This window comes from Planctomicrobium mucosum (assembly GCF_051466335.1).
Lineage (GTDB): Bacteria > Planctomycetota > Planctomycetia > Planctomycetales > Planctomycetaceae > Planctomicrobium.
In genome coordinates this window covers 4,710,171-4,723,517 of the sequence record NZ_CP195793.1, presented here as the reverse complement: position 1 = coordinate 4,723,517, position 13,347 = coordinate 4,710,171, and the positions used below count along the sequence as shown (strand labels likewise).

The 13,347-nt window shown below is 53.1% G+C and carries 9 protein-coding genes; 5 read left to right on the top strand and 4 right to left on the bottom strand.

The genetic code is table 11. The features are described from left to right. Both SH668x_RS18785 and SH668x_RS18780 read right to left on the bottom strand, forming a co-directional pair. Positions 1–936 carry a ketopantoate reductase family protein gene (locus SH668x_RS18785; protein ID WP_437186601.1) on the bottom strand — a complete coding sequence of 312 codons (936 nt, stop codon included), beginning with the start codon at positions 934–936 and terminating at the stop codon, positions 1–3. A 238-nt stretch (positions 937–1,174) separates the two neighbouring features. Next, positions 1,175–2,482, bottom strand: a complete 1,308-nt coding sequence (locus SH668x_RS18780) for a hypothetical protein (RefSeq protein ID WP_437186600.1) — start codon at positions 2,480–2,482, stop codon at positions 1,175–1,177. Between the two features lie 164 nt (positions 2,483–2,646). Between SH668x_RS18780 and holA the strand changes: the two genes are divergently transcribed. Further along, complete coding sequence (gene holA / locus SH668x_RS18775; RefSeq protein WP_437186599.1) at positions 2,647–3,663, top strand: DNA polymerase III subunit delta; 1,017 nt, start codon at positions 2,647–2,649, stop codon at positions 3,661–3,663. 267 nt (positions 3,664–3,930) lie between these two features. Here holA and SH668x_RS18770 read toward each other — a convergent pair whose 3' ends face one another. Then, the gene (locus SH668x_RS18770) at positions 3,931–6,936 is read right to left on the bottom strand and encodes a hypothetical protein (protein ID WP_437186598.1); all 3,006 of its coding nucleotides are present in this window, start codon (positions 6,934–6,936) and stop codon (positions 3,931–3,933) included. Positions 6,937–7,406: 470 nt separating this feature from the next. On the opposite strand from SH668x_RS18770, the gene SH668x_RS18765 reads away from it, so the two are divergent. Together SH668x_RS18765 and SH668x_RS18760 are read left to right on the top strand one after the other, a co-directional pair. Then, positions 7,407–9,593, top strand: coding sequence for a hypothetical protein (locus SH668x_RS18765; protein WP_437186597.1), 2,187 nt, complete (start codon positions 7,407–7,409; stop codon positions 9,591–9,593). A 116-nt stretch (positions 9,594–9,709) separates the two neighbouring features. After that, on the top strand, positions 9,710–10,492 hold the full coding sequence (locus SH668x_RS18760) for a hypothetical protein (protein ID WP_437186596.1): 783 nt from the start codon (positions 9,710–9,712) through the stop codon (positions 10,490–10,492). A gap of 24 nt (positions 10,493–10,516) precedes the next feature. Here SH668x_RS18760 and SH668x_RS18755 read toward each other — a convergent pair whose 3' ends face one another. Further along, a complete protein-coding gene (locus SH668x_RS18755; RefSeq protein ID WP_437186595.1) occupies positions 10,517–10,897 on the bottom strand; it encodes a hypothetical protein in 381 nt (126 codons plus the stop codon). A gap of 184 nt (positions 10,898–11,081) precedes the next feature. Here SH668x_RS18755 and SH668x_RS18750 point away from each other — a divergent pair, with 184 nt between their 5' ends. Both SH668x_RS18750 and SH668x_RS18745 read left to right on the top strand, forming a co-directional pair. Beyond that, positions 11,082–11,606: a hypothetical protein gene (locus tag SH668x_RS18750; RefSeq protein WP_437186594.1), complete on the top strand. Its 525-nt coding sequence runs from the start codon at positions 11,082–11,084 to the stop codon at positions 11,604–11,606. A 344-nt stretch (positions 11,607–11,950) separates the two neighbouring features. Continuing rightward, a complete protein-coding gene (locus SH668x_RS18745; protein ID WP_437186593.1) occupies positions 11,951–13,102 on the top strand; it encodes a BON domain-containing protein in 1,152 nt (383 codons plus the stop codon). The last annotated feature ends 245 nt before the right edge of the window (positions 13,103–13,347 follow it).

The following is a 13,347-nucleotide window of genomic DNA, read 5'->3' as shown; positions in this document are numbered from 1 at the left end:
TCAGGCGAATTCTCGCAGGCGTCTGTTTCGATACGATTCCAGATGGAGCCACGCGAGTCTCAATAGAGGATGAGCCGATTCGTCAGTCCCCTTCCCTCGGGCCAGCAGATCAAACAAAACGTGCTGGGCTTCTGTTGAGCTGTTTCTTTCGACATCACCCAGCATGGACGCTGCGATCGGAGAGTTCGCCTTTGTGAGGTGTCCCAAAGCGAAGTCGTAGGCGGCAGGGCGAGGTTGATATCCGTTCTGGCCTGCGATCTCGCTGCATTCGTCCAGCAGCGATTTTGATAACCATGCACCGCCACTGACGACGACGTCACCGATGGTTCCTCGCATCAAGCAGGTGAGACCTGCCATCGACGCAATGAATATCCACTTCTCCCACATCTCCTGAAGAATGTTCTCGCTGTTGATGACTTCGAATTCGGACTCGCATAGAGCAAAAAAGGTTCGCCGCGCAGCCTGCTCATCTGCAGAGGATTTGGCACCGAACGTGATTCTGTGAACGTCGCTCAAATGGGTAATGCTGTGGTCAGCTTCAACTCGAGTAGAAATAAAGCAGCATCCTCCCAGGACAGTCGCGGCGGGGAAGCGTTGTTCAAGGATCTCAACGTGTTGAAGTCCGTTGAGCAGCGGGAGAATGATGGTTCCCGGTCCAATTGCCGGAGCAATGTCCTTCATGGACGATTCAAGGTCGTACGACTTACAAGTGACGATGACCAGATCAAACTGCCCCTCCAATTTGCTGGCAACGACAGTTTTGACCTCAGGAAGGTGAAGGTCGCCGCCGGATGGACTGGAGATACGCAGGCCGTATTCGGCAATCAATTGTGCACGGGCGGGCCGCACAAGAAATGTGACGTCCTTTCCCGATGCGATCAGCCTCGCTCCAAAATAGCCGCCGACCGCCCCTGCACCGAGAATCAGAATTCTCATTGTTGTTTCGCTTCTCACTCAAGAATTCATTCCCTCGGAGCGGCGAGATTCCACCGCGGAGAGGGGATGTTGATCACACCCGCCGACCTCGGCATGATGACGAGCAGTAAAATGTAAGTCGAGTAAGGACTGATGATGTCAACGAGAGCGTCTCTCGCGAGCATCGGGCGTTCCGGCGGCGATAAACGCAGCGTTTAATGAGTTTATACCGCCAATCGCCGCGCCCCGGAGACAGGGGCTAACGCACGAGAGTTCGAGCGATCGACTTTTTTTGACGCCGATAGCTGGAGACCGGGCGATCCGACTGACTCAGTATCGTCAGCATTCTTGCCATGGTCTGAATGGCATCGCATGCGGGACGTTCACCGAAGAACCAGAATCGATGAGAAGAATCGACTGCTAATGGGATTTCGTGTTCCTGTTGATGTCGAAGCAGATCTGCCTCTGTTCCCGAGAGTCGAGTCGCGTGAGCGAGTTCACCTTCGCTGACCGAATCGAAATTCAACATGCAGACACGATGATCTGTTTCAGGGAGACCTCGCTGTAGCAACGAGATCGTCTCCGGTAACGTCAGTTCGTATCCCCCTTCGTCGAATATCCGGCATTCTCGGCCATCGTGACCGATCAGAAAACCGGCGTCGACTCGTTGATCGCACAGGACATCGACAAGTGTTTTCTGCAGTCGGTCGATTCCGTTGAATGCGCTGACATTCCCTGCGAGAAACTGGACGCTGCAGGAGGTGTTGTCAAAGGCTCTTTTGAGGCTGGCGCGTACAAGCGGATCCGGGGCGGCGATGACGAGCCGCAGCGGTCGAATTCCGTGTAGCAGCGATTCCAGCGAGGATTCGTAGTCAGACTGCAGGTTGACTGCTTCGTACCGTCCCTGCGACCGCGAGAGTCGACTTGAAGGGGACGCTAGTTTCTCTCTCAATAGGTCCAGCTTTCCGGGGGAACTCCACGGAAGGCCTGTCTCATCAATCAGATCTAATCCGCTCCACGAGTGCGGTTCGCTTCCTCCGGTGAGATAGATCCCAAGGTGGGGGTGAAGCTGATCACGAGCGGAATCGAAAGCTGGTCGGCTGACTCGACCGACATCAGCGATACGGCATCCCCATCGCTGGAGAACATAGACCATGCCGACGGCGAGGTCGGCTGACATCGTTCGAGAATCGTAACCCGTCACTACTCTGAGTGGGCCGCGATAAGGGAGTTCGCTGTTGAATGCACGGTCTTCATCAGCAATTTGCAGAACGCGTTCCGTGATTTCGGAGACGTGGCGACGGGTCAGTTGATTGATGTAGATGCCTCGAATCCCGTTTGCCGAAAAAAACGATGTCGTGGTCCGGGATAAGCGAGAGGCTGTTCGCTGAGCAATATGCTTTGGCAGCGTTTGGATATCTGCTCGGTGAACGCATTGAGAACAGGCACGATGTCCGGCAGCCAGTCGCGCCAGATGAACCGCTCTTCCAATAGGTCGAGTCTCACCGGGACAACAGTATCCTGTTTCCGACTCGGGAATAATGGGAAGGTCGGTGAGCGAACTCATCTCGTTTTACTGCTGCGACTAAAGGAGATTCAGGCTGATGTTTAAAGCGTCGGATGTTTCACGCTGCGATTGATTGGTACAGTACATCTTCATCCTGCCGCTCCATATGGCAATGGCGCGGCAGGAATGTACGACGTTTAGTTTCTTTGGGTCAATCTGAGTCCATGCACGCCATTGAATTCCCACGCAAAATCAAAGAAGTCGAAACCGCTTCGCTCGTGGTCTTACACGGGTCGGAGCGCCATCTCAAATCGTCCACTCTCACCCTGTTGAGTCGTCATCTTCTGGGAAAAACGGATGATGACTCCTTGGGGTTGATGCGTTTTTCTGGGAAAGACCTGGAATACAAAACGATCCGCGACGAGTTGCAACAGGTGTCGATGTTCTCCAATAAGAAACTGGTGCTAATCGAAGACGCTGACGACTTCATCACCGAGTTTCGTGCGTCACTCGAAAACTACGCGGAAAAGCCGAGTCGTCGCGCCCTGCTGATTCTTGATGTGAAGACGTGGAGAAAAAACACGCGACTTGCAAAAAAGGTCGACGCCGATGGCATCGCGATTGATTGTTCCGAACTGGACGGGATCAAGTTGGAAAACTGGCTCGTTCAGCGTGCTGCCGATGAGTACGGCAAAAAGCTGGGCCGCGACGGTGCCAGCAGAATGGTCGAGCTGGCTGGCACTGGAATGGGACTACTGGAGCAGGAGTTGTCGAAACTCGTGGCGTACGTGGGTGATCTTCCAGTGATTTCTGTGGACGACGTGGAGAAACTCGTAGGGGGATGGCGCGCGGAAACGACTTGGGTGATGATCGATGCGATTCGCGATGGAAACCCGGCCGCGGCGCTCACGGCACTCGGGAAACTGATTTACGCTGGGGAACCGTCACCGAAAATTCTGGGGGGGATCAATTACGTCTTTCGAAAGTTCGCAGTTGCAGTCGAAGGGTCACGTCAAAGCGGAAACATCCAGCAGGCGCTCCGGGATGCGGGAGTCTTTCCCCGTGATGTTGCAGCCGCGGAAAAGTACCTTCGCCGAATCAAGCGTCATCGTGCAGAAGCAATTCTGGAAACGCTGGCGAATGCAGATTACGGACTCAAAGGTGGGAGTCGACTCCCGGAAGCGTTACAGCTTGAGCAGTTGGTCCTTTGGCTGAGTGGTGCAGCGATTGAGATCGCATGAAACACGCAGAAACACGGAGTTTCGGCGTAACACAGAGCCGACGGGTTCCCGCTTATTCGTTGCCGGCCCCTCTGGCAAGGGGCCGTGGCAGCGATTGCAGCAAAACTCTGGTTCAGGCAGTGATACCCATTGCTCCCGGCAGGCCGGAATCTCCACAAATTCGTATTAGGGAGCCATTCATGAAAGTGAAGCATTCCGGAGGCGATAACGACAGGTTTTGAAAGTGCTGCTGCCATCGTTCGCCACCACGCTCCCCTGAAACAAGGGCTAGTTCCCCGATCCTAGAATTCGAATCACCTGATCCTGGAAGAGCGGCTGGCTGTAATCCTTTGTTTCAAGCGACATAGTGATCTTTGCGTTTCCTGGCTGCGTCGCGCGGAGTGAAACGTGGAATAGCTCCTCCTGACCTGCAGGAATGGTTTCAAGCGATTCGAAGACCAATTCGTTTCCTACGACCTGATAGGAAACCGGTCCGCTCGCGGAATCGAACTCCACTCCTTGTGGAATAGAGAATTTGGCGACGACACCCTTTGCCGATTCAGAACCAGTGTTCTTTAATTTCAATCGGAGTGTGATCGGCTCTCCGGAAAGTACAGTTCGTGTTTCCGCGGTGTAATCAGGAGCAAGGTCTGCGAATCCTTTCACAACCAGATTTGTTCGGAGTTCCGCGCGATTTCCAGCGTCATCCACTGCGACGAGAGTTCCCGCGTATTCGCCGGCTTTCTTCGCAGAGTAAATCATGTTGATCTCCGCAGCCTGCCCGGGGCCAATCTCTGAGATTTTCCAGGTCAGAAGTCGATTTGCAGTGTCGTAGCGGCCTCCCCCCTGAATCGCGGGGAATTCTACCCCTTCGGGGATTTTCTCCTGCACAGTGATTCCGCGGAGTACATCGTTTGACGTGTTCGTCACTTTGAGTTGGAACGTCGCAGGGCGTCCGGCAAAACGATTTTCTGCCCCCGTACGAGTAAGCTCAAGTCGTGATTTGATCACATTGACGTCAGATCGTGTTTCTGCGTGCATTTTTCCATCATTAGTGACCATCGAGTGGACGGTATAAACGCCGTTGGTCGCTGCACGTACCGCAAGGTCAATCACCTTTTCTGATCCCGGTGCGATCGCGCCGCTCTCGTACTCAAGGTCGCTTCCGCCTGGGTGCTCCAGTCCTTGAGGAAGGACTGTCCGCAGGAACACTGATTTCGCAGGGCTTTGGCCGACGTTTCGCAATGTGTACCGGAAGTTCAAAACTTCACCGACGACCCCTTCCTGAGGGCCGCTCATGCTGATTTCGAGTTTAGGTGACGTTACTTTAATGCTTGCTGCCACGGATGATGCGAATGAAACTGTGGCGACGCTTCCGATCTGTCCTGCTTCAGTTGGGGTCACTTTCAGCTGGATTTTTCGTTCCTCATTCGGAGGAATAGTGCCGAGTTGCCAGGTCAACTTTCCTTCGTAGAGATTCGCCTGTGGGATCGTTCCCTCAAGGCGTGCTCCAAAGGGAATACGGTCTTCCACAACGACATCTTTAGCTTCGCTTCCACCAACGTTTCGGATCACGATTGAGTAGATCACCGATTCACCGACTTCAGCTGAATTGGGAGCGATCTTCTCGATCTTCAATTCAGGTGACTGCGGTCCATTTGGGGCATTCATGTCGAACTGTTCGGTTCCGTTCAGCAGTTCTGGAGTCGCCATGGATCCAGCGGGAGGGGGACTGCTGAGATCCAGGGTCGGCAAGCTCGATCGAGTCGGTTGTGGTGTCAGTGGGACTGGCTCAGGGAGGCCCGCGTTTCCGGACGGTGTGGTACCCGGAAAGGATGGAAGGTTATCCTGATCCATATTTGCTGGAGTGCTCGCAGGGATCGATCCTGAAGTCGATGATGGAACTGGTGTGGGGAGTTCTGGGAGAACATCTTCCGCAGGAGGGAGAGGGGGCATCGTCGCGGGTACCTGTTCCGCAACCTGCTGAATTTGATCTGGCAAAGGTTGAGGAGAGGCGGTCTTTTGCGGAGGAAGCGATGGGAAATCCATCGTTGCGAACGTAGTTGACCCCTCAGTCTGAGCAGGTGAAGCCGCTGGGAGGACATCGTCCGCCTTTACTTGAAGCGGTGCTGGGGCGACCGAAGCTCCAAAGGGGTCTGCCTCTCCGGAGGCTGGCAATTCAGGTGCAGCAGCAGCCGCGGATTTTCCTCTGGCGGGAAGTTCTGGCATCTCAAGCGGCATGAGTGGAGCCGCTTCTGGGGTTGCGAGAGGACGAGGAGCCTGACGCTCTTCAAATCCGCCAACGGTCTCAATGGAAGTCGAGGACGATTCGTTTGCCTCAGCTTGAACGACGCTGGATTCAATTGCGCTGGACCCAAGTTGGAGTCGACCTGGGGCGGCTGGTGTCGGAAGAACATCTCGGTCCGCAACTTCTGCGTTCCCTTTGGCCGCAGCGTCAATTGGAGTTGCGCTTGGGAGTTCAGGAAGTGCTGCAGGAGCCGATTTCGTTGATGGACCGAACCGCATTTCAGCTGCCGCTGGTGCGGGCGCCTGCAGCGCGAGAAACGGATCACTTTCGACTTCAGCCTCTTGGGCGGTGTCTGTTGCGGCTGCGAATGCGTCGAGGACACCCTCGTTCTGAGGTTCTTCAGAGCTGGCAAGCTTTTCGGATTGGACTTCCTGGTCTGGAAGTTCTGCGAATTCGGCCGGCGCAGCTGCTGGAGTCGCAGCCGGCGTTGGGGTGTCCTCTCCCCAGAATTGGACGATTTGTTTTTCTTCCGCTTCTTGAGTCGGCGGAGAAAGTTCTTCCTGTTGTTCTGGAAGGTCAGTTTCGACGTTTGCCGTCGCAACTGATGGGAGTGTTAAGCCAGATTCCGGAAAATCATTCTGTGTCCCGGCGCCGCTCGTTCTCATCTTGGCTGTTTGAGCGGAAGATTGATCATACTCCGCAAATCCTGCGAACGGGCTGTCGTCTGCTGGCGTCCCCGATTGGCTGTCGGGTTTCTCTGCTAGTGTCGGCTCGAATGCGGGGGCATCTGCTGGCGCTTCAGTGGTTTTGGCTGGAGCCTCACCGCTTGTCAGCTGGATCTTCTGATCCCATGAAGAGGCCGGGGCAGCTTCCTTTTCGGTTTCTGCTTGCTTCACTAAGTCAGGGCGCTCGGAAAGTGGGGTGAATCCTTCTACTGCGGAATTCTTCGCAGCTTTGGATAAGCCGTCATGCGCTTGCCAAACTACGAAGCAGCTTCCGCCGATTACGCCACTCAGAACCAGAATCTTCAGAAGTAGGTTCTGCATAGGGAGTCCTTTCCCGTCCTCTTTGTTCTCATTGCAAACACTCAAACTGCCAGATTTTGAGCGTGCTGAATATCTAACGATCACACTTTTTGCTGACGGCTTGTCCCGGCTGAGGGGCAAGAAATCTTTAGGCATTTTTCTGTTAAAAAACATCGAAATGCAAAAGTGCCAACCAAGTCATAGCAAAATTGTGCTTTGCCAGTAAAGTCGAATGCAAATTGGCGAAATTCGCCGAAATGGAATTGAATTCGCGCTGCTCGGTGTTTGAATACACGATCTGGGGGCAATACACTGTCTGCATTGTCGCTGTCGGTTGAATCGATCGACTGTTAGGGAACTTTGGGCTCACTTGTCTGATTAAACAACCCGTGTCGACAATCGATGATGAGTCTGTCGATACAAATTTAGAACGTGTGAGCCGGGACTGAGGGACTGACACCTCTACGGTTTGCATCAAAATTGGAGTGGAAATGCGCACGCGCCAGACAATGACTTGGACAGTCCTTTGCAGTTGCCTATCTATTTGGGCAGCTTCGAGTTCATGGGGTTATGAACCGGCAGCGGGAGCTGTTGGCTTGGACGGCATTTTCCCGTCCTCTGCTCCGCAAGGACTTACAGAGGACGATTTCAAGAGTCTCGAAGAGTCGATTGATCCTACCTGGAAGGCGTGGACTCTCGAAACGGGGACTTTCGTCAAGGATTTCTACGAGGGACACTCAAAGCCAGTTGCTGAACAACGAGCCGCTGTCGACCGACTTCAGGTCAAGGTTAAAACAATCGAGAAAGCGCTCGCTGATGCACGATATCGCTCCATTCACAAGCCATTGCAGTCCCTTTATTCCAAGCTGAGCCCAGAAGCGACACTCGCGAAGGCAATTCTGGATGCTCAGACTGCCGAACCATCAGCAGCACGCGATGAGCGACTTCAGCCAGCCGTTGCTGGCCTGCACGACTCCGCCAATCAGCTCGCTGAATTCCTCAAGAGCTATCACAACGGCTCTGACTGGGTTTCCTGGATTCAACTGAACGATCTGCAGAATCTTCAGGCGTCTGATGAAAGTGCTCCAGCGACCGTCGAAAAAATCCTGACCAAGCTCGGAAATCGTGAAAGCTATGGAGCTGAAGTTCGTGACTTTGTCAGCCAGGAAGCATTTTTGGCTGTCGAAGATTCACTCCGCAAAGTTCGCGATGCTGCTGTTCAGCCAGAAGTTGCTCAGCCGGCTCAGTTGACAGCACTTTACGCCAAACTTGTTGAAGCTCTTGCCGCTTACCGCGCCGAACCAACAGTCTCAGGAGAGGCGAATGTTCGCCAGATTCTGAGCGAAGTTCAGGCTCAATCACCAGATGGCGGAGCAGCAGTTGCAAGCGCAGTGTCCAAGAGCTTTTTGAACTACAACCTTCGTGTCTCTGTATCCGAAGGACTCTTGAACAGATTCATGTCCGAATCACGTCGCGAGCAGAGCCAGATTCGCGATCGCTTTCAGCAGGCATCGATTTACGGCTATCAGTGTGCTGATATCGTGTCGACGATCGATCTGCTTCCAAGCGGTGCCAACGCGAAATTCAATCTGAATCTTTCCGGTTCTGTCTACGCCAACACAAACGGCGTGACTCACGAAGCGACTGTCCATTCTGTTGGAAATCATCGCTTTGTTGCATCAAAGACTGTGACATTTGATGGTCACAACTTCTTTGGAGAGCCAGGACGGGTTTCTGCTTACGCCAACACCCAAACCGTTGGTGCAGCAACCAAGTTCAGCGGAATTCCAATCTTCGGTCGCGTTGCAAACAACATTGCAATTCGAGAAGCAGACAAGCTCCGTCCTCAAGCAAATGCTGCTGCTGTTCAGAAGATTACTCAGCAAGTCAGTGCTCAGCTTGAAGCAGAATCAAACGACCAACTTGGCAATGCGACCAAGCAACTCGAAACAAAGACTTATGGTCCGCTCCGTAAGCACAATCTCTATCCGAGCACGATGGCCCTCACATCAACTGACACAGAGTTGCGACTCTGGGCACGTGTGATGGAGAAGTCTGAACTCGCTGGGTCTGAAGCAGTTCCAGTTGCAACAGTTCCTGCCGATGGAATTGTGGCTCAAATTCATGAATCGTTGCTGAATCACACCTTCGATCGTCTCGGCCTCAACGGACAGACCATGACCGAAGATGAAGTCCGTCTGTTGCTGCAGGATCGTTTGACCGAGATTCTCGGCCGACCTGTCGAAATTCCAAAGCCAACTCCATCTGAAGAAAACGCTGAAGTCGCTGGCAACACGCTGGTATTCGCTGAAAAGGACGCTGTTCGATTCACCATCCATGGTGGCGTCGTCACACTGTTCATCAAAGCTGGTCTCAAGCGAGATAACGGCGACGATATCCCAACTCAGGTGATTTCCGTCCCGTTCACACCGACCATTCAAGGAGACAAGATTGTCCTGTCCCGTGGAAACGTCGGAGTGAAGCCTGTTGAACGACCAAGCAATGTGGCAGCTCAGGTTGCCCGTGCGAATGTGATGCGACAGAAAATCCAGAGCGCTCTGCCAGAGAAGTCTGTCAAACGCAGCTTCAACGTCACGACTCCTAATGACAGAATCATCACACTTTCTGTGACTGACCTAACTGCTGAAGGCGGTTGGTTGGTGATTACAATGCGATAGTGTGAGGAATCGATCGGATTTCCGATCTATTCGTTCGCAATTCCAGACGCTTAACGGCACACTAAAACTGTGTTGTTAAGCGTCTTTTTGTTTTCCTGTATGTGAACTTTCCGCAAATGAGTGACTCGAAGGAACTTTCGCCCAGCGAGAAGATGCGAACCGCGCTGAATCACGAACATCGTGAGTCGAAAGTTCGGCCGCTTCTGGCTGTTCTGGTTGGAGTTGTGACGACACTTCTGCTGATTTCGTGCTGTCTGTGCGGAATTGCAGCGTGGTGGTTCCGCCCCAGTCTGAGCGAGAACCCGGATCTGGCCAAATCGCTGACTCGGGAAATCATCAACATCGAAATTCCCGAAGTGTTTCAACCGCAAGGTGCGATTGAGTGGAACCTTGCGTTTCTTGTGAGGTTGCGAGGCGCCTACTATCAGCGATATGTCGGAGACGGCGTATTAACCTTGCTGGAAGTCAGCACACGATTTTCAACTGACGAAACGATTCGGCGGCATATTCGGAAAACGATGCTGGAAGAGGCGTCCGGGGGGACTGAGCTGATTGTGGATCCTCAACAAACTCATCAGGAGATCTTCAAGGTCGGCAATCAGCAAGTCATTTTTACGTTTGAGGTTGCGAAGGAAAATAGCCAGGTTTTTCATCTGGTGGAAGGGGTTGTCACAGGAAAGCGTGGGGACGTGTTGGTGTGTTTGCGAGTCGACCATCTTCATTGGAAGAATGAACTCGATTTCGCCACTGGAGATTCGGGAGCATCGAGCCAGGTCGTCCCAGTTTGGGTGCGCAAGATGATTGAATCGATCAATCTGGAGCCACATGAAGAGTTTGAGGAACGACTCGATCCGGCGGTGAAATTCCCTCAGGCTCCCGCTTTGCCACTGGCAAATTAGCCATTCTGTTGGGGCGGGGCGCTCCTAAAGTGAAGGCAGAAAAGTAGGGAGGATCAGCGTCGTTTCCCGATGTCGCCTGGAACAGATGTGCAGCTTTGCGATCACCCTAATTTTTCTTCGACGTGCCCAACCCGCTTGTACGCTTTTGAGGTGGGGACTGATCCCAATCGCCAGAACGAGATCGTCAAATGGTATCCAGTTTGAAGGCGTTGATGCGATCTCCTCCCGCCGGTTGCGACGGCTGTGATTGGTGTACTGCTCAGTTTTCTCGTCACTCTTCCCGTTGATGGTCAGATCAGTTTCATCCTGGGTGACCTGTCCTGTCAGGACGGGGAGGGTGAAAGTAATGGTGAGCTTGCGTGGAATAATTGTGAGGAAAATTTCAAATGAAAGATGTCCATTCATCCTGATTTATTCAAGTTTACTGTCAGCGACACCTTGGTTTCACTATGATTGTGCCGATTGTGTGAGACTCAAAGTTCACACTACCAAGGAGGGGTGAGGGCTCGACGGCTATTAAAATTGAGTCTTGAAGTCAAAGACTCATCGTCGAGGTTCACACCAAAATCCGTACTCATGGGAGAAGTTCATGAAGCGTTTTTTTGCCATGGCGTTGGTGATCGCATCTGCGACAACGGCATTCGCTCGTCCACCGATGGTGGCACCAGCGATCGGCGAAATCGTATCAGCAGACGAGCAGTACGCCCCAGTCCCGACACGAGTGTTGCATTCCCAGCTTGGAGCACTGCAACCTGAACCTGACATCGTTGTGAATGGAGCGATCGTCGTTCCAGGTCATGGAATTCCTGTGACTGTTCAGCCCGGGTGCTTTGTTTGCGACAGTTGCGATGGTGGAACTCTCGGCTTGTATCCACGAGTGAAGGTGATCCAGGCGCGTAACATCGCTCCCTGTGCCGTAAAGAAAATTGTGGCAGTGCCGAATCCGTGTGACCACTGTGAATCAGTTCTGATCGAGATCTGCGTTCCACCATGTGCATGTGAGACGGTGGAGTGCCAGCCTCGGCGCAATCGCACGATTTTCGACTACGGGGACTACGCTGTGAAAGTCACAGAGCGTAAGGGGGTCCTCTTTGTGAACTACGACAAGAAGTAATCTGGCTTGCAGGCCAAGGGACTCACTTGCAACCAAAACGCAGTTTTTTAAAAGCCGCAACTCAGGATGAGCTGCGGCTCTTTTTTTGTGAACGTGCGGCCAGTGACGTCTTCTAACGGTCAAAAACCGCTTACCCCAGAGTCCCTGTCTTTGCTGTTTTGTTGATTTGCTGTGATCGGATTAACTGTTTCAACTAAAAAATGCAGATTAACTCATTCAGGCCGGACAGTCTTACCGATGAACACGACATCATTCGATCCGTTCCTCGCTGAGATACCAGCTGATTTAGTCTTCCAACTGAAGGCTAACTGGGAACACACAACAACGACTTAAGGAGTAAGTCCATGCTTCTGCCACGGAAATGGGCCTTGAGCCTCGGGCTGCTGGCGGCAGTTCCCAGTCTCACGGTGGCTGGTCCACGCGAATTCCCGACTGGGAGTGCTAACGCGGCCGCTCAGATGTCCGCCCCAGAGAATGCGCAACTCGCCCAAGATGTTGCCACAGCTCTGAAACAAGTTCAGCTCGTCTACAAAGACGTCGAGATTGAATGTATGTCTGGAGTTGCCACCATCAAGGGGCAAATTCAGAATGCTTCTCAGCGAGCGATGGTGACACGCGTTGTCAGCAGCGTTCCCGGCGTGAAGACCGTCGAAAACAAGCTCGTCGTGATGGATGCAGTGGCTGCTCCAGCCGCACAGCGTTCAGCAGCACATGACGCTGCGATGGTGACCAATGCTGCCATGGTTGGAAAAGTTGATTCTCGCATTCAACGCGTGAACAACGAAGTTCCTGCGCCAATGAGCAATCAGGTTGTCGCCCAGAACATTGCTGAATCGATGACTTCAGCTGGTCTGAACGGCTACGACATTGAGATTCGCTACAAAGCAGGGGTTGCCAGCCTCATCGGTGCTGTTGACAGTGCTGAGCAGGCGCAGCGAGCTCACCGGGCAGCATCAAGCGTCCCTGGTGTGAATCAGGTTCTCAATCAGCTGACAGTCAATGGTCGCCCAGTGGCCCAGCAGATGCAGGGCCAGCCCGGAGTTGTCCCAGCTGGTTACGGCATGCCACCACAGGGTTACCCACAAGCACCACAGGGTTACGGACCACCTCCTCAGCAAGGGGTTCCACCCGGAGCGTTCGCTGGGATGCCAGTGCAGCAGGCCCAGGCAATGATGGCACAACAAGGCCCAGGCGGTCCGATGCCACAGTACGGCAACATTCAGCAGACAGGTGGACACCATCTGTACAACCAGCCGAATCTGCCAAACTACGCTTGGCCAACTTACGCTGCTCCAGACAACTCTGCAGCGATTTCTTACCCAACTCAGTATGACGCAAGTGCGTGGCCGTACATCGGACCGTACTACCCATACCCGCAGGTTCCTGCTGACTGGCGTAAATCGACTTTGGAATGGAAAGATGGCTCGTGGAGCCTGAAATTTGATTCCCGCACCGACAAGTGGTGGTGGTTCATGAATCCGCACAACTGGCACTAATTTGTGCCGGAACAAGCGGAACGTAGTGAGGCAGTGAACTTTATGTTTGCGGTCGAATGATAATGACCTCCCGGTGTTCGCCGGGAGGTCTTTTCATAGATGAAAGTCTTACAAATTAAAACGACTTTGTTGTTCTGCTGAACGTGCGATTTTCACGTAACACGTTCGAGGGATTCCAATAGCGCGCCCGGACATTTGAAAAAACCGATCTTTCACGGTTCTGAAAGTGCTATTAGACTTCGGCT